Below are 21,541 nucleotides of genomic sequence, written 5' to 3'. Positions count from 1 at the left end.
AGGGGTGTCGCCCCAAAGCGGACATTCGGAAGGCTTCAGGACGATGAGGTGGCCGGGCGCCGAACGGGAGCTTTTGACCCGCCCCCAACGGAGAGAAGCGCCCCCGAGGGAACATTCGCGAACACCTGACAGTGTGATTTCCGGAATGGCAGTCGGGGCGCGAGCGCGCCAGCGCGACAAGGTCAGTACAAACCAACTTAACTTGCATTGCAAGCCCCTCCAGATCGGGCGATCTGAGGCCGTCTTAACGGGAGGAGCAATCCATGACCTCGGACACACCGACGAATACGGCGACGTTCCGCGACTGGCCGCATCGCATCATCCGGCGCAGCGACACGGTGCGGCCGCTGCCGCCGCACACCCGCTCGCTCGCGGACCTGACCGTCGAGGTGGGCGGCCGCATCTCAGCGTCAGCGACTGTATGACCAGGTGCCGCACGGCCGGAGTCCTGATCCTGAAGGGCGGCGAGATCGCGCTGGAGCGCTATGGCATGGAAAGCGGTCCGGGCAGGCGTCGGGAGGGCTATTCGACCACGAAATCGATCGTCGCGACGCTCGTCGGCGCTGCGCTGCACGATGGCGCGATCGGTAGCCTGGACGATTGCTGCGACCTCTATTTGCCGCGGCTGCGCAGCTCGGCCTATGAGGGCGTCACGGTTCGCAATGTCATGCGCATGTGCTCGGGCGTGGCCTGGGACGAGGAAGGGCGGAGCTGCCCTGCGCGCGCTCCGAACGGACCCAGCGTGATAGGCCTCCAGCGCGCCGACTATCCTTGCCGGCTGTTCGAAACACCCGTTCCGCCGGTTGTGGCCCGTTTGAGACACGCCAACCGGCTCCGGGAATGTCCGTTCTGCGGGGTAGATCGGAAGTGATCGGCGGCAGACCAAAACGACGCGATTGACCCGGTGCGGACCTCCGCCGAGAAATATCCTAGTTTGACCGTCGCGCCGCCTTCCAACGATTGAGTTCGGAGGCTCTAGAGTGAACGCACCGATGTGGGGTGGATAGCGGGAGATATCGCGTGAAACGTGTTGCGTCGGCTCTGTCTGCAACGGCCTTGCTGGTCTCTGCAACAGCTTCAACGCCGGCGCTTGAGTCGCGCTTGACCGCGACCTCTATACTGTCGGCCGACGAATTGTGGACCAAAATCGGCGAGTTCTGCGGGATACCATCGTGGCATCCGGCGGTCGAGCGATGCGATCTCAGCGCCGACGGCAAGATTCGCACGTTGCGGTTTTTCGGCACCAGCCGCACGGCCGTGGAGACGCTAGAGGCCCGGGACGATGTCGGTCGCAGTCTTGCCTATGCGGCAGACTCTGTAACGACGTCTGTTACGAACTATCGCACGACCGTCCGTGTCATTGCGGAAGCAAGCGCTTCGGCAGTACAAGTGATCAGCAGCTACGACGCCAATGGTGTTTCGGATGCTGACGCCCGGAGAGCCGTCGAGCGCAGCCTGTACCTGTCGCTTTGCCTGAACGGGCCGCTGGTTTGTTCCGGCGATCAGCGATCGTCCTCCCCCGCCGAAGTGGTGCAATTCGCTGGTCCGGCTCAGAGCCCGACGCCGCTCATGTTGAAAGGTTATCTGCGGCGTCCCACGAGCCCAGGACCTTTTCCCGCGGTAGTGTTGTTGCACGGATGCGGTGGCTTTTCGGATCAACTTGATCAAAACTGGGGCGTGAAGATCGCCGCCTGGGGTTATGTCGCGCTGACTATCGACAGGCACGGTCCGCGCGGCATCAAGAATACCTGCCGCGGCGGCGCGCCTGCAGATTCGCTCTTTGACGCCTACCGCGCTCTGGATTTTCTAGCGCAGCAGCCGTATGTCGATCCAGCACGCGTTGTCGTTGCCGGATTTTCCCAAGGCGGCTGGTTCAGTCTCGCAGCTGTCGAGCGTGGCTCTGTGGAGCAATCATCAGAGCGGAAGTTTCGCGCGGCCGTCGCGTTCTATCCCGCCTGCATCGAAGTGAAGGGACCGATGACCGTCCCGACCTTGATTATGATCGGGGAGCGCGATGACTGGACGCCCGCCGATGCCTGCCGCAAGCTGGTCAACGGCGAGGGTGATTGGGGTATGTCCCGACCGAAGGCCGAAGGCCCACCGATCCAGTTCATCGTCTATCCTGGCGCCTATCACGACTTCGACCGTCCGGGCCCGACTTTCCAATATGACGGACACCGCATCGAGTTCAATCAAGCAGCGGCCGAACAATCGCGCAATGCGCTACGCGATTTCCTGACATCGGTCGTGGGCGAGGCCGCGAAGTGAATGATGGTCGTTCCGGCTTAATTTCAAGGCATCTCAAACCGTGATGCGTTGGTGGCGAACGAAAGCGCGTGGCGCTCGGCAGCTACCCGACCATGTCGCTCTCGGATGCGCGGAGAAAAGCTGACAAGCGCCGCCGGTCCGTGCGCTATGGCTTAACATCGTCGCGAAGCGGATGGCTGACCCGGACGGCGGCGGTTCTCAAATAGGCCTTGGTCGTTGTGCGACAACCCCCTTCTGGTTCTTCCGCTCCTGGACCCAAACCGGGAAGTCACTGCTCCAACGCGGCGTCTAAGTGAAATGTCGCGGCTAAGATGCGCCAGCCTTCAACAAAACGAACGATGTTGTACGATTGCCGCCACTGTCTTCCCAAGCTACCTTCGGCTTGAAGTTGTCTCCATGTCACCGTTGCAAGAGCGCTGCGCTCGCCGAGCGGAACGGCCACCAAATCGGTCGCGGTAGCACCTGTCGTGCCGGCGCCCTTGTAGGTATCTGCAACGCCTTGGAAGAACTTCACAACCTCCTCACGCGACTGAAATCAATGTATCGACCCATCGCCGCGCATCGTAGTCATGGGAACGCAGTACAGCCCTGCGATTTGCTCGCCATCGAAAGTAGCGAAGGCTTCGTTGTATTGGTTTAGGAAGGCGGACACCTCAAGTTCAAGGCCTGTCGCCATCATTCGTTCCAAGGGGTTGAGCCTGCGAATCTTATGCTCGAGAGGAACGACGGACAAGCCTTGTGGCGTTTGCGCCATAATACCGCAAACTTGCAGTCTGACGGTCCCGGCCTTACTCCCGTGGATGCTGCGCTAGTCTTGGGGGCGGCTGCTCGAGCCATCGCCGGCTTGCCGGCTACCATCAAAACGTCTTCTCAGGTCTGGACCGGCGATGACGTCGGGTCTTGGAGTACAGGGTCAGTGTCGGCAGCTAGCTTCGTAGCCGATGCCAACCAGAGGGCTGCGCATGCTCCCTCGATGCTGACGGCGAGCGTCCAGCCCAGCACCAGACCCTGAAGTCCGTCGAGCTTCGCTCCCAGGACCGCACCGCACAGCTCCAGCAGCCCGCCGAGCGCAAACCAGGGCGCTGCCTTGAGCATCCTGTCTGCCACCCGCACGAGCGTGCAGGCATGGAACTTCAATGTTGATCCGAGCAGGCTGAAGCCGAGCAAGCTCAGGCTCGAACCGGCGATCTTGGGATATGCCGGATTGAAGATTGCCAGGATCTCCTGTGAGTAGGTGAAGATGAAGACGGCGCATGCCAGCGAGAACAGCAGTGATACCGTCAGCGACACCAGGATGTTGTGTCGGGATTGTTTCGGGTTTGCTCGGACAACCGGGAACAGGACCATCGCCATGGCTGACGGAATCAGGGAGGCGACGGAGACCATCATCCATACCGCCACAAACGTCGCGTTGAGGACCGGCGTCAGGAGCACCAGAACGAGATAGGGCATGACGAAGACCGGTGCCATTGACGCGACATCGAGTGCATAATGGTCGAGGACCCGACGGCGATGGATGTGGAGCAGTCGGAAATCCGGGGGCCCAACGAGGCGGCGCGCTCCTCCCCTCGTCAAAAGATCGACGCCGATCCAGGACACGAGCATTCCCGCCACCCAGGTCAAAAGGAGCGCGGTAGGGGAGGTAAAGCCGAGGGCGGCCGCCGCAGCAACCAGCAGCAACTTGAATATGGAGAACAGGACCAGTCGGATCATTTTGCTGCTGCTACGCAGAATGCCGACAAATGCCTGATCGCCCACCACTGTCAGATTGTTCAGGCCGCAGCCGATGACGAAGACCAGGCCTGCAAGCCAACCGTCGATCGGCCCGGTCGAACCGTTGAAGAGCGTCTCCCCGACGACAAACAACAGGGCCAAACCGACCGTCAGTGCCACGCCGGCGGAAGCTGCGGCCGCGACGAGCCCGGGTTCCTTGCCGGGATGCCGAACCAGCTCACCGGTGAGCAAGGTGGTGAGCCCGCCCTCGCCGAGCAGGGTGACGAGGCTCATCATAGCCAGAAGGCCGGAAGCAACGCCGATCACATCAGGCGGAAACAGCCGGGCTGCGACCCACCAATAGGCAAAGCCAAGACCAGCCGTTACCACCGTTCCGGTCGCCAGCGCGCCGGAATTCATGACGAGGGTAGCGCTCTTTTGCAGTGCCTGGCGCAGCCGCATGATGGCCATTCGGGCGAGGCCTATCGGCATGATGGCTCTCCCGTGTCCCGGTACGCGGCTATCGCGACCTCGGCGGGAGCTGCGAGCTGGACATCCCGGTAGACCTGTTCGATCCGGGCCACGACCGCTTTGGCCTTGAGGCGCCCCACGCGGGCCAGGCCTGTTGCCTCGAGTCGGGCCAGCAAGGTGCGGTCGTCCAGCAGCGCCTGCATGGCGTCGGCGAGCGCCGCCGCGTCGCCGGGTGGTACGAGAAATCCTGTCTCGCCGTGATCGACCAGATCCGGCATGCCGCCGATATCGGTTGCGACGATGGCCTTGCCGCACGCCATCGCTTCCATGATGACGGTTGCACACGCCTCCGGGCCGGTTGATGGCAACACCCCGAACAGGGATCGCCGCCAGGCGTGCATGATGGCGGAATGCGGCCACGCGCTGAAGGTGTGCACGTTTGGCGGGAACTCGGTCGGCGTATCGGCGAGCCGGCGTCCGATCAGGACAAGCGGCGGCGCCCGTTCCAGCCCGGCATAGGCCTTGAGAAGGACGTCGATGCCCTTGAGACGCATCATGTCGCCGACGAACAGAATGAAGCCGTCGTCAGGTAGTTCGCGCAGGCAGGGGTCTTCCGGGCCAGGCACCTCGACATCGTCGGGCACGAAGTTGGGGATCACCTCGTAGGGTGCGCTGCCTTGGGTGAGCCCGGTGTGACGGGCCACTGCGTGGCTCACCGCGATGAAGCGGTCCACGATGCGTCGGGCAGCGAAGCTCGAGGCCCAGTTGCCGAAGGTGGTCGCGGTCGCTTTCGCGGCGCCATAATGCCGGGCCGCGCACGGCAGGCACTTCGTCAGCGCCGGGCCGCTGCACAATTGAGTCCCGAGATGCATCAGGTTCTTCTTGGCGCAAACAAGCCCGTAATCGTGCTGGGTAACCACGAAGCGGGCCCCACTCAGGGCTCTGAGCGGCAGCAGGGATGCGTAGATCCAGTTGTGGGCGTGGACGACATCAGGTCTTTCCCGGTCAATCAGCCGCTTCAAGCCGAGCGCAAGTTCGGGATCGGGGAACGGCGGCGCGTGCTGACGCTCGGGATCGGCATGTAGTCCCGACAGGCGCTGCAGCGTACCGCGCAACCGGTGGACGCGGATCGCTCCGTCCAACTCGGTCTCCGGTGATCCCGGACGCATCAATGTCCCAACGCTCACGTCGTGGCCCCGCTGCGCCAGCGCCGCGCCGAGATTGCGGACATGGCGTTCCTCGCCCCCGATCACTGGGGGATAGAATTGCGACAGCAGCAAGATGCGCATGACCTCCCCCTCAGGTACCCGGCACCAGCGCCGAGACCCTGCGATAGAGCCGGTTGTCGTCCGGCCGGTAGAGCCGGGCCTCGGCGTTCTGCTGGGTGGCAAGGGTGGGCACGGAGAACTTCCGCACCCAGGTGTCGCCCGGCGCGATCGTCAGCGAGCGGAAGACGGCGAACGGTTGGCCGTTGAGGGTGATTTCCAGGTCGTATCGCCGAGCCTCGGTCTCTGCACTGCGAACGCCGACGACGAGTTGGCCCGGAACTCCTTTGGCCGGTGGCAACATCCATAGCTCGGTGTATTTGAACTGCCGGTCGCTGGCCTCATCGCGGACGGCGAGAGCGTAGGCTCCCGTTGCCAAAAGCATCGCCAATGCGACCGCAGCTCCCTGCCTGGAGCGGATTCGCACTGAACCAGGCCAGGCGCTCGGAATCGAGACATCGCTGCCGCTGGCAGGTATCAGCATCGCTCCTGTTGTCACCGCCAGGTACCAGAACGCCCAGCCAAGCGGAGTGAGCGAGCCGATCGCGTTCAGCACAAAGCCTCCGGCGATGGTGACGGCGAGGCTCGCACCGATCGAACAGACAAGATGTTCGGACAGCGACGAGTTCGTTACGCCGATAACGCGCAGCACGACATGACCGGAGATGAGCAGAACCATCGGCACGCCCAGGATGAAGCGCAGGAACGTGCTGTCACTGGCCGCGACCAGGGCCACCGTGGCTCCTGCCCACAAGCAGGCACCGAAAAGGTCGCGCTTGTCAGGGCTCGGCATGCAGTCCTCTTATGTCGTAGATGATGATCGAGCCGTTGTCGTAAGTGCGCGTGACACCTTTGACGTCATTGAACTTCAGCAACTCGGCAGCCGAGAGCCGCTTTCCTTGCTGCGTTTCCCACGGCTCGAAGTAGAAGCCTAGGACTGGCGACCCGGTGGTCAGGCGGAGATCCACCAGCAGGAAATCAAGCTCGCTCCTGGCGAGCGCGTAGAAATCGTCTGAACTGAGTTTTTCGTTCCTGAACGCGCGGGCAGCATAGACGGCATCATTGATCTTGGTTCTCACGTCCTGCCGGCCGTAGCCGGCAAGCAGCAGACGATTGACCCGATCGCCGGTGAAGCGGTTGCCGGGCCCAAGCCACTCCCTGGTCCAGAGCGCCGTTTCGATTCCCAGGTGCTCGATGGATTGCGCGTCCGAAGCCACCCTGTAGCGGCCACGGATCGGATCGACCGATGCCGCAGTGACCCCGCTCATGACGATCACCGCCAGCGCAGTGGATGGCACGATCCGGCGCCAACCGCGGGCGGCGCGACCCTGCCAGAAATGGACGATGCCCACCCCGACGACCAGTCCGACACCGATAAAGACAAACGTTCCCATCCGGTTGCCGATTTGCCACCCGTTCACGGTCAAGCGGAACGCAACCGAGATAGGAAAGCCGCAGGCCAGCACGGTGAGCAGTACGACGCGGCTGTCGGTCCAGCGTCGTTTCAAAATGCCGTAGATTGCAAGCCAGCCTGAGCGCAGATTGCCCGGCGCTGTCATCGCCAGCGACCGAAAGAAGCCCGTCGCCAGCCCGAGGGCCACGAACAGGATACCGAACAAGGTGGTCAGGCGCATGAAGAGGGGCTGGGACGGCGCGGCCACCTGCTCTGACTGTGGGGTGCTGGTGCCCAGGACCTTTGCCAGCAGTGCCTTGAAGCCGGATTCGACCACGGGGCCGACGTAACCAGTGAAGGGATTGCCGTGCGCCATCACCCATACGAGCGGTATAACGATGGCAAGCACGGCGGTGACGCCCATGGCGATCCTTGCCTCGAACCGGAGTGAGACGTCCCGCCGCAATGCCTCCAGGGCCGCCACCATTCCAAGATAGACAGCGACAAAGGCCGCCGTGACATGATGGGTGACCGCCAGGCTCGCCAACAGAAGAGCAATCAGACCGAGCGCGCTCAATTTTTGTCGCCCGGCAAGATCCTTCGATCCAGCCTCGACCGCGAGGATCAACATGCACAGCACGAAGCCGAGGCTCTCGTAGGAGAACATCGACTCGAATACCACGAAAGTCGAGCAGCCCATGTATGTCAGGCAGCCGATGGCTGCGATGCGCGGAGACCCGGTAATCCTCTCGTAGAACAGAAACATGGCTGCGACGAGGGTGCCTTTCAGGACCGCCAACAGCAGGGTCGCAGTCGCAAATAAAGGCAGGCCCGTGAGATTCATGATCGCCGTCGTCACGATCTCGAGGGCGGGATACGCCGACGCGATCGGCAACAATGGATTGGGCAGGAAGAGCCGGCGGGCGGTCACAAGGTCATCAGCGGCGGCCCAATGCAGGAATTCGTCGTGGTACCCGAGACCCGTGGGCGAATAGACGGACTTGTGGAAGAACAGGGCTCCGGCAAGGAGAACCAGGAGGAAGAGACGCTCGCTGCGGGCCACACCCGGCCAAGCGATGCGAAAGCTGGTCGGAGCGACCACCAGGATGGTGCCCGACCAGAACAGCAGCGATGCCACTTCAGCGCCGCGACGACCGGCTCCCTGTCCGGCCACAACCAGCAGCAGGCCCGTGGCGACGATGAGGCACAGCGTCGCAATCCAGTTCGCGTTCGCAGGCTCCGACGTCGTATCGTCGCCGCGCAGGTCAGGGCCGATAATGGCAAGGATGGAATGCATCCAGGCACGCGCCGGTGCGATCGCGATTTCGGCGTTGAGATGGGCTCGTATCATCCGCCCCGTGCCCTCGTGACGGATCGCAAGCTCAGTGCGTCGTCGAGCAGAAGACTGACCGTTGACCGGTTGCCAGCCACATCACGATAGACGTCGCTCAACGCTTGCGCGCAGGCGTCCCAATCCGGCAAGGCCAGGTCGGGGATCTCTCGCTGCGCCGCGAGTTCTTCGGCCATCGCAGCGGCGGTCTCGCCCGGGCTCGCGTTGAGCGGAAGCGCGCGGCACAGGCCGTTGGTCGCCAGCTCCCTCAGCCCTGACGTGTCGCTGACAAGGACCGGCCGGCGCAGCGACAGCGCTTCCATCACGGCGACAGGGTGAGCCTCGTATTCACTCAGCAGCACGAACAGGCCGGCGCTCGCCAGCAGGTCGGTCATTCTCTGCCGCTCGGATCCTGGGATGGCCGTGATGGTGACCCGATCTTCAAGACCAAGCGTACTGACGAGACGGCGCAGCGCGCCCTCGTGAGGCCCCGTCCCGACGATGTGCAGGCGCGCGTTCGGCACTCTGCGGATCAACTCCGGCATGGCCGCAATCACCCGGTGATGGCCCTTGTAGTGCTCAAGCCTGCCGCTCGAGACGATCAGGCCGGGATCGACCTTGACGCCGGGGCTGGCGGCCGGCATCGCGGCGCCATTCGGGATGACCACAAACCGCTCCCGCGGGATGCCCATCTTCGTGCTGAAGAAGCTGGCCTCGAATTCGGAGACCCCGATCAGCCGTGCGGCTTTCGCCACCAGCGGACGGAGCACCGCGCGCTGGGTGCCGCGCACGGCATTGCGCAGCCGCGAGGAATGCCCGCCGCTATGGAAGGTCAGGACGAACGGGACTTGAGTGCGGACGGCCGCGAGCAGCCCGATCGGCACGACGAAAGTGCTGTAACCCTGAAAGTGGATCAGGTCCCATGTGCCGCGCCGGATCGCGGAATAGACCTGTGGTGCGATATAGAGATCCAATTCCTTCGGCCAGGCCGGCACGCGCCGCACGCTCATGCCACGGACGTTCTCCTCAACCGGCAACTTTCCCGACGGATCGGTCGTCAGTACGTCGACCGAGTAGCCGCGCGCCACCAAGCGAGGACCCACCTCCTGGATGTGGGTTTCGATACCGCCGACGAAGGGGTGGCAGCGAGCGGCAACCATCAGGATACGCATTCGGCTCACCCACCTGGACTTGCGATCCGCCCGTGTCGCCTATGGATAGCCATAGGCAACAAGAGAGGCCGGAGACCGCACCCGCTCGCGCAGGATCGTCTTGAGGACGCGCCAGCCGTCCGGAATGGCGCGCAGATTGCTCAGGCCGCTGATGCGCGGAGCTTCGAAGCTCGGGACTTCAACGATGTTCAACTGGTTCTTCAGGGCCCGTACGTTGATGAGAGTCTCGATCTCGAATCCGTCGCAGTCGCAATTGAGCGTGGGGACGTGCTTGGTCCAGAATGCCATGTACCCGTAGCAGAGGTCGGAGAACGAGCCGCCATAGAGCAGCCGCACCATCAGGGTGAGCCCCCAATTGCCGAGCATCCGGAACAACGACATATCGTCGGTGCCTGCGCCCTGGAGAAAGCGCGAGCCCTTGACCATATCCGCGCCCGCGATTAGCGCGCCGACAAAGACGATGGCTTCCTCCGGCACCATCGAGCCGTCGGCATCGATCATGACGATGATATCGCCGGTGGCGGCGCGGAAACCGGCCTGCAGGGCGGCGCCCTTGCCGCGCCGTGGCTCCATCACAACCTTCACGTCCTCGCGCAGGCTGCGCGCCACCGCAACCGTGTCGTCGGTCGAACGTCCGTCGACGATGATCACTTCGTGTGCCCATGCCGGGATACGCGGCAGCAGCCAGGGCAGATTTTTGGCCTCATTGAGTGTCGGGACCACGAAGCTCACTCGCGGCATCGTCAGCGAGTGTGCGAGCGCGAGATTGACCGGGTCAGGCACCCATACGGTACTGACGTAGGAGAGATTGTTGGGGACAGGAGCGTTCATGGCAGCACCGTACGATCAAATGGCCGGACCTGCACCGCAGGCCGCGACCGGACAAGGATACTTGATAGGTGTTGGGCAAGAGTCCGCGCAGGATGATAGGTCCCGTATACGAAGCGACACACCGGGCCGAAGCTGTTTGCTGCGGCGGGACCGATAAAATGCAAGCCCGGCACCGACGCCTCGTAATGCGACGAAAGCTGCGGCGCACCTTCTTCAAGACGGATGTGGCGAAGCAGCGCCTGGTTCAGAAAGCCGAGCCGGCTGACATCGATCTTGTACCCGGTCGCGAAGATCACATGGTCGGCCTGCAGCGATTGCTTGGCATGGCTGGCGTCGACCAGATTGAGCAGGACCTTGCCGTTGCGGGTCTCGGTGCTCTGGAGGGAAGTGCCGAGTAGCGTCGGCACCTTTCCGACAACGCGGTCCCTCACGAAAGCGCCACCCAGCGGGCCCAGCGCCGCGTGATTGGCGATCCCGATACGCCGCTCCTTCGACAGCAGCCGGATGAGCTGAGGATACTTTGCGTAGGCCGACAGTGTCCAACCCGGGCCGATGCCGCTCAACGGCGCCATCACACGCTCGATTGAAGAGCGGTTGTGGGGACGGTTGGCGAAACGCAGTTGCTTTGCGTGCGCGACGAGCGAAACCGAAATCCCTCGTTCATGGAGCAGCGCGGCGAGGTCTGTCGCGGACGATCCGGATCCGACCACGACGACTTCCTTGCCGTCCAATGCTTCGAGCGAACCGTACTTGCCGCTGTGCGAGCACAACTCGGCAGGCAAATGTGCGACGTCCTGCGGCAGGTGCTCGAAGGGCTGCAGGCCGACTGCCACCACGACGCGCCGCGCGTTGATCGTCTCGCCGTCGTCAAAGCTGGCGCGAAGGCCGCCATCGGCGGTCTCCAACGCGGTGAGAACCTTGCTTTCCACGGCGGGCACGTACCGCATCCGGAATGCCTCGCCGTACTCGATGAACCGGTCGAGCGTCAGCGGCGTCAGCACGTCATGATACGGCATGGCGCGTTCGGTGCAGAACGATTTCACCGTGAATTCCGATCCGGGATCGGAGAGGCTTGTTGCCCAGGGATATGATTTCAGCAGCATGCCGCGTGGCATGTTGTGCTTCCAGGGCCCCATGGGTTCACCGAAAATCCGGTGCTCCACACCGCGTGCGCGCAGATGCGCAGCCAGCGACAAGCCGTAGGGGCCGGCGCCTATGACGGCCACATCTACGGATGTGCTTAATCGGCCCATATGTGCACCTCCCGCACGAAATAAAAACAGAAGTTGAAATGAAAAAGAGATCGGGAGATTACCAACGCTGAAGTCTCTCCTTGCGGCCCTCTTCCGGCTACCCTCGACGCCAAGGATCGCTGATGCCGCTTCACAGTGGAAGCACGATAGGTGGTTAGCTCTTTGTAGTTATCCGTTCAGATCGCTTCCGATGCCGACGAAATAGCCCTGCATCAGCAACCACTTCGCCGGTGATGATTTCGGTCGCGCGGGAAAGCAACTGCGCGTGTTTCTCACGCGAAATCAGCCGGCATCGAAGCCAGGGCGGCGGGCTGCCGATTCACTGCGGCCGACACCTCCGGTGACAGCGGCTCGTAGGAGGCCGTGACCTCTCGCAATCGCCTGACCCGACCGAACATGTCGATCACCTCAAGGCCAGACCCACGGTTGTAGGTATGGCACCCGAAGCCTGCCGCTCGGATGACACCGACCGGGGTTTGAGCAAATTCCGACGGTCCGAGCGCATCGATCCGGCATAGCGTTATCGCATCGCCATAACCGCGGGAGCAGTTCTGGACCGGGCGCAGGATTTGCCCGCCGTGCTCGATGAAGGCGCCGGCAGGACGGCTGAGCGAGGCGTCGATCAGGATTGGGTTTGCCGCATGAGGTACCCAGGTCCCGGTCAGGCCCTCCGCGTGGTAGACGTCGAGCACGTCCCATGCCGAGGATCTCCACCGTCTCGGGCTGACAAAGAACCACGAGCGGCCGTCGCGAAACAGCGGCGTGCAGTCGTAGGCCTCGACGCGGTCGATCGGGCACGCTTCCCGGGTCCACCTGTAGGGGAATTCGATGGCCCGATAGAGGCTGACATTGCTCGCTTCCCCGGATTCCGGGATCATCCAGATCTGTCCGTCCCGCTCGAACACGAACGGATAGGAGAGATGGTGCGGCTCCTCCAGGACGATCCGCGGGGCGCTGGTCGTGCCGTCGCGGTTCACTCTTGCGACCGCGATGCATCCCCGCTTTTTCCGGTAGGAGTACTGCTCGACAAAGATGAAATCCTGCCCGTGGTGGCTGAACGGAAACGGGTCGGCAAGATAGCTGTCGGCATCCGCAGCGAGCACCTTGAAGACGGCTTTGCCCTTGTCGAGCAGGCTTGTCCCTTCGTTGCGGCGCCAGCCGACGCCCCACATCTTTCCGCCTTTTGCAATGATATTCAGGAGCCGAATGGCCTTCGATGCCACCGTGCCACTCGCCCAAATGAGGGCCGCAGCGCTGCCTGGAGGGCTGGCCATCCGTGGACGGGCGGCATCGGATGCAGCTGTCCGCTTGTCCCCGCGCACGGCCTTGAGGATCAAGAGGATAGCGCATGAGAGGGTGCCATCAAGGCTCACCGCGAACACGTCGCGGTCTGCACTGGCGGGGCGCGCCGTCCACGGGCCCCAGGGGCAAGTCGTATCGTGCAGTTCGACGAGCAGGTCCTCACCATTCGCCAGCGCTGCCAGCACTCCGAGTTCGCCGGGGACGCCGTTGAAGAGCGGTGTCAGCACGCGCCGTGCGCGCGTGACGGGTGTCTCGCCGCTGAGATTGATCACGACATCCGGCGTGGTGGTCGGGGGCGCCAGCGCTCGGAGTGCGGCCGGGATGGAATCGGTGGCGCAATCTCCGCGAACGCCGTAGACGAGCCGTTCCAGCTCGAGCAGCCAGCGGCAAATTTGCGGCATCGGGTGGCGATCGGAGCCGAAAGTGCACGAGACCTCGTTGCACGGATTCTTGGCAAGCGCCTCCGCGAGCCACAGATGCCAGCGCAGCAGCCGCGACGGATCAAGATGCAGGCAAACGCGCATTCACTCCCCGAGCCCGTTCGGTTTCTTCGCCCGCCGTAACCGCGTGCCTTGCCGACGAGGAAAGGCAGCACCTTTTTCGGTCTGACGGCACACGGTCACGCCAGGGCGATCGGCTGCAAAACTATGGCCCAAACAGCGCTGGGATGTGTGATGTCAGACGGGGTAATCCCTCGGGGAAGTTGCGCTCGGCCGGTCGGGAAGGTCATTTGGATGCATGAATGTCGGCTGGCAACGGGCCAAGAATGGATTGATTGCAGCGTACCGCTGCTCGCCGAGTGCCGAACTCTGCGAACCGTGGGACGATCTCGTTGCGCGCGTCGACGGCAATGCGTTCATGCATCCCGCGGCGCTGCTTGCCACTGCCGAGACCGGCTTTGCCGAGATCCACGTCCTGATCGCGTGGGACGAGGGGGTGGAGCCTCGCTGTCCGGTTGGCTTCTGGGCCTTGTGCGAAAGGCGCAATTTGCCGTCCACGCCCGCTTTTTTGGAAGCGATCCCGATTTACGCGTCCACCTCGAATGCCGTGATCGACCGTGCTCGCGCTGACGAGGTGATGGCAGCGTTTTTTGACGTGATCAGGCACGACCTCAGCCTGCCCAAGATCATCCGATTGCGGTCATTCGAAGCTGACCCCGTTGTCTATCCGGCAATGCTCCGGCAGCTCGAGGGCGTGGGCCGGCACCGCGAGCTTGTGCGCGTCGAACGTCCGTTTGCCGATCGGTGCTCAGGGACCAAGAAATCGGGATCGACCCGCAAGAAGCTGCGCCAGGACTGGAATCGGCTCTCTGCGACAGGAAAGGTGGAGATTGTGAACGGCCGGTCACCGGCCGAAACGGAAGCCGCGTTCGAGGTCTTTCTCGCGCTCGAGGCGGCGAGCTGGAAGGGTGAGGAGGGTACAGCGCTGCTGTGCGACGCCGGCGATGCACAATTTGCCCGTCAGCTGATCCGAAACCTCGCCGCGCACAACCTGGCCTCGGTCGCCCTTCTGCGCGTCGATGACGTTGCGATCGCTGGCCAAGTCCTGATCTACAGCGGCCGCCAGGCCTATACGTGGAAGACCGCATTCGATGCGTCCTTCGCGCGCTTTTCCCCAGGGGCTCTGCTGATCAGCAGGATCACGGAGGAGCTGCTTGAATCCGATCAGATCGCCGCGATCGACTCATGTTCGTTGGCGGATGGAATCATGTCGCAGCTGTGGACCGGCCGACGCACCATGGTCGATGCCCTGATCGATGTGCATATGCGCAGCTCGCAGGCGTTCGCGATGGAAGTGGCGCAGCACGAGGGCCGTCTGCAATTTGGCGGCGAGCGTAGCCGAATGTGGCACACGATCCAGCATTCCGGGTAAGGCGCGCAGAGCGCGTCACAGTTTCCGAACCTGGTCACATGCTGGCCGCATCACTGTCATGTGCTTGCCTTGTGACAAGGCGACCCCGCGGGCGCTGCGCCGATCCTTCAGGCACAAACTGATTTCCGTCTTAAGGTCATGCCGATCCGCAAACGGCGGCGATTTGCCGCGCCGATGGAGACGCGCAGCCTGCGCTGGATACTCCAGCCAATGCCTTCCTCGCCAGCCGGCTAATCACCTTCACTTGATCGGAAGCCGGCCCTTCGGAGCGCGGCGCCGAAGGGAGTAACCCTTCGGGGAAGTTGCGCTCGGCCGCGTGCGATAGTCACGTGGAGGCATGATTGTTGGCTGGAAATGGGCGGGAGACAGGCTACGCAACACCGGACTGCGCGTACTGGTGTGTGCGCTGCTATGTGCCCCAACCATCGCCAGCGCAGCGGATGGTCAAGCGGCAGACGGTCCGCCGGCAGCACCCTTCGTCAAAGCTCAGGGAACGCGCTTTACGCTTGACGGCAGACCGTTCTTTGTGACTGGCGTGAACAACCATTATCTCACCTTCGGTTCGGAGAACGAAGTCACTCGCGTTCTCGACGACGCGGTGGCGATGGGCGCCAACGTGGTCCGCACCTTTCTTCAGCCGGTCATCGGATCGCTTGACGGCAGCATGGCGACCGTCTGGCAGTGGAAGATGCAGGCCGACGCGAGCGATCTCGGCGTCAAGGGGACGTACCTGCTCTACTGGGACGATCGCGAAGGCGGGATGGCCATCAATGATGGCGCGAACGGAATGCAGAAGATTGATTTCCTGGTCGCCGAAGCCAGCAAGCGACACCTGAGACTGATCATCGCCTTCCTCGACTTCTGGGACTATACGGGCGGCGCTCAGCAGATGCGGGCCTGGTACGGGAGCCAGGACAAGTCCGGCTTCTTCTTTCGCGACCGGCGCACCCGGCGCGATTACATGACCTGGGTTCGCCACGTCGTGGAGCGCGTCAACTCCTTCACCGGGATCGCCTACCGCGACGATCCGAACATCATGGCCTGGGAGTTGATGAACGAAGGCAATGCGAGTCCGGAGAGCCTGCGATTGGCCTGGACCAGAGAGATGTCTGCCTACGTCAAGTTCCTCGATCCCAATCATCTCGTCAGTTCAGGAAATGCCGGAAATATCAGCGCCGCCGACAAGCTGTCCGACCTGACGATTCCCACCCTCGATTACGGGACCTGGCACGGTTACCCGCTCTTTTTCAACCAGACGGTTCAGCAGTTCGGCGACACCATCACCGAGTTTTGCCAGTTGGGGGTTCGCGCCAACAAACCGGTTCTGCTCGAGGAGTTCGGCTACGCCCGCTCCAATCCGGACGCTGCCGCGGCCTACGCCATGTGGCTCGACAAGCTTGGCCGCGACCCCGATTGCGCGGGGTGGCTGGTGTGGCGGCTTGTGTCGCGTCAGGACAGCGGGCGCTTTCCCGTCGACGAGCATGATCAGTTTGATATCCGCAATGACGGAAGCGCGATCTGGAGTGCCTTCAAGGCGGCGACAGCGCGGGCGACGCGGTCCCAGGAAACGAACCGGGCCCCGGACAACGGACGGAAGCTGCCATGATTGATGCATCCGTGGTGATTTGCGCGCACACGCTCGACCGCTGGGGCGCGCTGCAACGCGCCGTCGCGTCAGTCCGCGCCCAAACCCGCGCGCCCCGGGAAATCATCGTGGTGATCGACAACAACGAAGCCCTGCGAGCGCGGGCCGCGCAGGAATTTGCCGGCGTCACCGTTCTCGCGAATGCCGGGAAACCCGGCTTGTCGGGTGGCCGCATGACAGGAACGGAGCACGCCACGGCGTTGGTTATCTGTTTCCTGGATGACGATGCCGCTGCTGACCCGTGCTGGCTTGAGGATCTGCTGGAGGCCTACCGGGATCCAGCGGTGCTGGGAGCGGGTGGACCGGTGGTGCCGATGTGGCAGGCGCCGCCGCCGTCCTGGTTTCCTGCCGAATTCGCTTGGGTCGTCGGCTGCACCTATGCCGGCATGGATGTGCAGGACGGGCGCATTCGCAACCCGATCGGCGCCAACATGTCAGTGCGCGCCGATGTGTTGCGCCGCGCCGGTGGCTTCGCCTCGGAGCTCGGTCGCCGCAAGCTTGGATTTTCCGTCAGCGGTCGCGCGAGGATCGGCGGCAAGGCCGAGAGCTGCGAAGAGACTGAACTCTGCATCCGCGCCTCTCGTCTGTTTCCCGGCGGCTACTTTGCCTATCGCCAGCGAGCGCGGGTGCACCATGTCGTGCCGGCGCAGCGGGCGACGTGGGCGTATTTCGTCAATCGCTGCTTGATCGAGGGCACCGCCAAGGCGGTCTTGAGGAATCTCGCGGGCTCCGGCGACGGACTCAAGACCGAACAGCGCTATGTTCGCGAAGTCTTGCCGCGGGCCGTGGCGAGCGAGCTCAAGGCCGCGATGCTTGGCAAATTCAGCTCCGCCCGGCGGGCCGGGGCGATTGTAGCCGGCTTTTGCCTGACCGCCTTTGCCTACACCGCGACGCGTCTCGGCGGAATGGCCGAAGATTTCTCGCAGAATCTGTCGTCGCGGGCCCAGATCTGGAGATCCTAGAGCGGCGTTGCACGGAAGGCCTGTTGGACTGACACGGTGATGATATGATCTTGTTGACGGGAGGCGCTGGCTATATCGGGTCCCATGTCTGCATCGCATTGCTGGACGCGGGCTTCGATGTCGTGGCGATCGACAATCTCTGCAACAGCAACCGGGCCTCTCTCGACCGGGTCGAAGCGATCTGCGGGCGAGCGCCTGTTTTCCGACACGTCGACATCCGGGATGAAGAGGCCGTCTTCGAGGTGCTTCGCGCATGTGGCGTGACCGCGGTCATCCACCTTGCGGGGCTGAAGGCGGTTGGCGAGTCCAGCGCTGATCCCATGACCTATTACGACAACAATGTCGTGGGGACGATGCGGCTCGTGTCGGCAATGAAACGGGCGAAGGTCAAGACGCTTGTCTTCAGCTCGTCCGCCACCGTTTACGGCATGCCAACCTATCTGCCGCTTGACGAGAGGCATCCGCTCGCGCCGACCAATCCATACGGTCGCACCAAGCTGATCGTCGAGGAAATGCTGAAGGATCTCTATCGCTCCGAGGACGATTGGCGCATCGGCATCCTGCGCTATTTCAATCCGGCCGGCGCGCACGAGAGCGGCCTTGTCGGAGAAGACCCGATCGGCGTTCCGAACAATCTGGTGCCGCTTGTGGCACAGGTGGCGATCGGAAGGCGTGCGAAGCTGAGGATCTGGGGCAACGACTACGACACTCCGGACGGCACCGGTATCCGGGATTTCATTCATGTCGTCGACCTTGCTGCCGGCCATCTCAGTGTCTTACGCCACCTCGAGCAGCCCGGCGTGTTCACAGTCAATCTGGGAACGGGAAGCGGCAGCAGCGTCCTGGAGGTCGTTCGCGCGTTCGAGACCGCGAGCGGCAGGTCAATTCCGTACGAGATCGCAGATCGCCGCACCGGCGATGTCGCGATCTGCTGCGCCGATCCGAGCTTTGCGCAACGAACGCTGGATTGGAAATCGGCGCGGTCGCTGGCGCAGATGTGCGCCGATCATTGGCACTGGCAGCTGAAGAATCCCGACGGTTACCGCGACATCTAGCACGTGAGTGGTCCACACACGCCTGCGTGATCGCGGCGTCTTGGCGGATGGCACCCTTGCCACTTTGTCAACGCGGCCTCCACGTAACGGCTTTTTCGCATAGCCGCCGCAAAGAATTAAATCCTAGCAAATGTTAAGATTGAGCGTCGACGTACCGTCCGAATGGGGCGCGTGCGCGAAAAACGCCTGTGAGAAGATCATTTTGAAACGATTTTTCGCCATACTTGATCTTTAGCCAACCGACCTAGCAGTCGAAGGGGCGTACCACCGAATCGCTACTGGACTGAAATCTGCCCGCGGCGCCATGCGCTGCGAGCATGCGGTACGTCGCGCGGTTCGCGACGGTGGAATTCTCGGTTCAATCCTTGGAAGGAACATGGAATGGCCCTTGCCGCACCAGCAGGCTTTACCTCAAGCAATCTCGTCTATCAGGATACCTTTTCCAGTTCGCTAGACAGCGACTGGCACACCTACATCACGAGCCGCGCCGCCAACGGTTGGGCGTGGAACAGCTATGGATCGGGTGGAAGCGGGCCGGGCGGCGCGTACGATGCCGATTACGACATGCCGAGCCAGGTGACCGTGAGCAACGGTCTGCTGAATCTCACAGCGGCCAAGCAGACCGTCACCGGCATGAATCAGGGCTCGGTGCAGTCATTTCCGATTACGTCGGGCGCCGTCAGCAGCTACGGCAACTTCGAGTTTAACGGCGGTTACCTTCAGATCAGCATGAAGGCGCCGAGCGGCAATGGTGCGTGGCCAGGGCTTTGGCTGATGCCCGGCGCGGGCTCGAGCAGCGGCGACAATTTCGAGATCGATATCCAGGAGGGGGGATATACCGGCTCGGGACCGGCAAACCAGGCCTTCTCCTGGCATCTTCACTCGCCGTCAGGGACGGTCGGCGGTGTTGTCGACACCGGCGTCGATCTCACGGCCGGCTTCCATACCTACGGCATCAATTGGGTGCCCGGCCAATCGATCACCTGGTACCTCGACGGAAGACAGATCGCGACGGTGACCAGCGCGCAGGTGCAGATTCCGAACCAGCCGATGCAGCTGATCATGAGCAATCAGGTCGCGAATTCAAACGCGGCCGGCTGGCATACTGCGCTTGATGGCTCTACCCCCTCGACGATGCAGATGCAGATCGACGAGATCCAGCTCTATCGATTGCCCGGCAGCGCCGGCTCCGTTACTGGAGCGAACGTCAGTGCGACGACACCCCCGCCACCGACCCAGCCGACCACGCCAACGGTTACGCCGGCGGTAACGTCGGTTACGGCTTCACCGGGGACGGGTATCGAGCATGTTGGCGATTCCGTTACATTGACGCTCGCCTTCAACGAGGCCGTGAACGTGGTCGGCAAGCCGACGCTGACGCTCAATGACGGAAGCACCGCTACCTATGTCAGCGGTTCGGGGACCAGCGCGCTCACCTTCCGAACGACCGTTGCGTCGACCAATACAGCGACGTCGGCCCTTGCCGTCACCGGGGTCAGCCTTGCGGGCGGTGCGACCATCCATGACGCCAGCGGCGTCGCTGCGAATCTTGCCGGTGCGGTGAAGACGTTCGCCGGTCTCCAGATCGATCCGACGAGCCCCACGCTACCGTCTCAGCCGACCACGCCAGCGGTTACGCCGACGGTGACGCAGGTTGTCGCCTCGCCGGGGACGGGTGTCGAGCATGTTGGCGATACCGTGACATTCACGCTCGGGTTCAACGAGGCCGTGAACGTGGTTGGCAAGCCGACGCTGACGCTCAATGACGGAAGCACCGCTACCTATGTCAGCGGTTCGGGGACCAGTGCGCTCACCTTCCGAACGACCGTTGCGTCGACCAATACAGCGACGTCGGCCCTTGCCGTCACCGGGGTCAGCCTTGCGGGCGGTGCGACCATCCGTGACGCCAGCGGCGTCGCTGCGAATCTTGCCGGTGCGGTGAAGACGTTCGCCGGTCTCCAGATCGATCCGACGAGCCCCACGCTACCGTCTCAGCCGACCACGCCAGCGGTTACGCCGACGGTGACGCAGGTTGTCGCCTCGCCGGGGACGGGGGTCGAGCATGTTGGCGATACCGTGACATTCACGCTCGGGTTCAACGAGGCCGTGAATGTGGCCGGCAAACCGACGCTGTCGCTCAATGACGGAAGCACGGCTACCTATGTCAGCGGTTCGGGGACCAGTGCGCTCACCTTCCGAACGACCGTTGCGTCGACCGATACTCAGACGTCCGCCCTTGCCATCACCGGGGTCAACCTGCCCAGCGGCGCGAGCATCAAGGACGCCGGCGGTGCCGCAGCGAATCTTGCCGGCGCAGTGAAGACGTTCGCCGGTCTCCAGATATCTCCGAGCGTCACGGCGCCGTCAACGCCGACGTCGTCCGTCGCGCCGGTGCTCATGATCGCGGATACCTCGCTGTCGGTGGACGGAAGAGGCGGGACCGTCGACCTGGGCGTCAAGGTGGCGACCACCGACCCGAATGATGCTGTGACCGTGACCATCAAGGGGTTGCCGAGGTACGAGACCATCACCGACAACCTCGATGGCCGGACATACAGGGGCGGGAGAGACATCACGCTGACCGCCGCGCAGGTCGAAAGTGGATTGACGCTGCAATCGAACTACCGGGGCAGCGACCATCCGGTTGCTACACTCTCCATCACGGCGACTGGAAGGGACCCGTCGACCGGCTCCGTCACGAGGTCTGCGTCGCAGAGCATCACGGTGACGGACCCGCCGCCATCGTCTTCCACCATCAGCGCATCGGCGAATCTGAACTTTGCGGTGCTGAGCCAGTATCTGGCAAGTCATCACGGTAGCAGTGGTGTGGGGCAGCTCCTCACGGCCGCTGCGCAGGCAGGGGGCTGGAACGAACAATCGTATCTGAGCAAGCCGCAGCATTGATGCGGCGGCTCACCCGGCAAGGTTTCCACGCCGCCGATCAGCGGCGTGGAAACCGGGTTCGACCGCTTCCGCAAATGGGTCTGGCGCGGTCTCGCTTTTTGTGAA

Annotated in this window: 18 protein-coding genes; 9 read left to right on the top strand and 9 right to left on the bottom strand. The window is 63.0% G+C overall.

Annotated elements, in window-relative coordinates; translation table 11 throughout:
• The first annotated feature begins 263 nt into the window (after nt 1-263).
• The 4 genes from G6P99_RS40385 to G6P99_RS47855 all read left to right on the top strand — a co-directional run bounded on the left by G6P99_RS40385 (nt 264) and on the right by G6P99_RS47855 (nt 2,474).
• Complete coding sequence (locus G6P99_RS40385) at nt 264-425, top strand: hypothetical protein (RefSeq protein WP_165126124.1); 162 nt, start codon at nt 264-266, stop codon at nt 423-425.
• A complete protein-coding gene (locus tag G6P99_RS40380; RefSeq protein WP_029084526.1) occupies nt 422-871 on the top strand; it encodes a serine hydrolase in 450 nt (149 codons plus the stop codon). Before G6P99_RS40385 ends, G6P99_RS40380 begins: the two co-directional genes overlap by 4 nt.
• Nucleotides 872-1,020: 149 nt before the next feature.
• Complete coding sequence (locus tag G6P99_RS40375) at nt 1,021-2,268, top strand: dienelactone hydrolase family protein (RefSeq protein ID WP_165126121.1); 1,248 nt, start codon at nt 1,021-1,023, stop codon at nt 2,266-2,268.
• 92 nt (nt 2,269-2,360) lie between these two features.
• Nucleotides 2,361-2,474 carry a hypothetical protein gene (locus tag G6P99_RS47855; protein ID WP_414645604.1) on the top strand — a complete coding sequence of 38 codons (114 nt, stop codon included), beginning with the start codon at nt 2,361-2,363 and terminating at the stop codon, nt 2,472-2,474.
• Nucleotides 2,475-2,536: 62 nt separating this feature from the next.
• Here the strand turns inward: G6P99_RS47855 and G6P99_RS40370 are convergent, their stop codons facing one another.
• From G6P99_RS40370 to G6P99_RS40330, 9 genes are all read right to left on the bottom strand, one after another.
• Nucleotides 2,537-2,782, bottom strand: a complete 246-nt coding sequence (locus G6P99_RS40370; protein WP_029084525.1) for a hypothetical protein — start codon at nt 2,780-2,782, stop codon at nt 2,537-2,539.
• A gap of 356 nt (nt 2,783-3,138) precedes the next feature.
• Nucleotides 3,139-4,473: a hypothetical protein gene (locus tag G6P99_RS40365; protein ID WP_165126118.1), complete on the bottom strand. Its 1,335-nt coding sequence runs from the start codon at nt 4,471-4,473 to the stop codon at nt 3,139-3,141.
• Nucleotides 4,464-5,741, bottom strand: a complete 1,278-nt coding sequence (locus G6P99_RS40360; RefSeq protein WP_051346718.1) for a glycosyltransferase family 4 protein — start codon at nt 5,739-5,741, stop codon at nt 4,464-4,466. The genes G6P99_RS40365 and G6P99_RS40360 overlap by 10 nt, the downstream gene beginning before the upstream one ends.
• Nucleotides 5,742-5,751: 10 nt before the next feature.
• Nucleotides 5,752-6,510: a hypothetical protein gene (locus G6P99_RS40355; protein WP_029084522.1), complete on the bottom strand. Its 759-nt coding sequence runs from the start codon at nt 6,508-6,510 to the stop codon at nt 5,752-5,754.
• On the bottom strand, nt 6,497-8,461 hold the full coding sequence (locus tag G6P99_RS40350; protein WP_029084521.1) for a hypothetical protein: 1,965 nt from the start codon (nt 8,459-8,461) through the stop codon (nt 6,497-6,499). Before G6P99_RS40350 ends, G6P99_RS40355 begins: the two co-directional genes overlap by 14 nt.
• On the bottom strand, nt 8,458-9,612 hold the full coding sequence (locus tag G6P99_RS40345) for a glycosyltransferase family 4 protein (protein WP_063618992.1): 1,155 nt from the start codon (nt 9,610-9,612) through the stop codon (nt 8,458-8,460). Before G6P99_RS40345 ends, G6P99_RS40350 begins: the two co-directional genes overlap by 4 nt.
• A gap of 39 nt (nt 9,613-9,651) precedes the next feature.
• The gene (locus G6P99_RS40340; protein WP_029084520.1) at nt 9,652-10,443 is read right to left on the bottom strand and encodes a glycosyltransferase family 2 protein; all 792 of its coding nucleotides are present in this window, start codon (nt 10,441-10,443) and stop codon (nt 9,652-9,654) included.
• Entirely contained in the window at nt 10,440-11,696 is a 1,257-nt protein-coding gene (locus G6P99_RS40335) for an FAD-dependent oxidoreductase (RefSeq protein ID WP_035978078.1), read from the bottom strand. Before G6P99_RS40335 ends, G6P99_RS40340 begins: the two co-directional genes overlap by 4 nt.
• Before the next feature lie 272 nt (nt 11,697-11,968).
• Complete coding sequence (locus G6P99_RS40330; protein ID WP_051346716.1) at nt 11,969-13,522, bottom strand: glucosamine inositolphosphorylceramide transferase family protein; 1,554 nt, start codon at nt 13,520-13,522, stop codon at nt 11,969-11,971.
• Nucleotides 13,523-13,736: 214 nt separating this feature from the next.
• On the opposite strand from G6P99_RS40330, the gene G6P99_RS40325 reads away from it, so the two are divergent.
• From G6P99_RS40325 to G6P99_RS40305, 5 genes are all read left to right on the top strand, one after another.
• A complete protein-coding gene (locus G6P99_RS40325; protein WP_051346715.1) occupies nt 13,737-14,870 on the top strand; it encodes a GNAT family N-acetyltransferase in 1,134 nt (377 codons plus the stop codon).
• A gap of 337 nt (nt 14,871-15,207) precedes the next feature.
• The gene (locus G6P99_RS40320; RefSeq protein ID WP_156928977.1) at nt 15,208-16,476 is read left to right on the top strand and encodes a glycoside hydrolase 5 family protein; all 1,269 of its coding nucleotides are present in this window, start codon (nt 15,208-15,210) and stop codon (nt 16,474-16,476) included.
• Nucleotides 16,473-17,477 carry a glycosyltransferase family 2 protein gene (locus tag G6P99_RS40315; RefSeq protein WP_165126115.1) on the top strand — a complete coding sequence of 335 codons (1,005 nt, stop codon included), beginning with the start codon at nt 16,473-16,475 and terminating at the stop codon, nt 17,475-17,477. Before G6P99_RS40320 ends, G6P99_RS40315 begins: the two co-directional genes overlap by 4 nt.
• A gap of 44 nt (nt 17,478-17,521) precedes the next feature.
• A complete protein-coding gene (gene galE, locus G6P99_RS40310) occupies nt 17,522-18,532 on the top strand; it encodes a UDP-glucose 4-epimerase GalE (RefSeq protein WP_165126112.1) in 1,011 nt (336 codons plus the stop codon).
• A 381-nt stretch (nt 18,533-18,913) separates the two neighbouring features.
• Nucleotides 18,914-21,436: a glycoside hydrolase family 16 protein gene (locus G6P99_RS40305; protein WP_165126109.1), complete on the top strand. Its 2,523-nt coding sequence runs from the start codon at nt 18,914-18,916 to the stop codon at nt 21,434-21,436.
• Nucleotides 21,437-21,541 lie beyond the last annotated feature (105 nt).

The organism is Bradyrhizobium sp. 6(2017) (genome assembly GCF_011058295.2).
In the GTDB taxonomy this organism is placed as follows: Bacteria; Pseudomonadota; Alphaproteobacteria; order Rhizobiales; family Xanthobacteraceae; genus Bradyrhizobium; species Bradyrhizobium septentrionale.
This window is presented reverse-complemented; position numbering and strand designations above follow the sequence as displayed.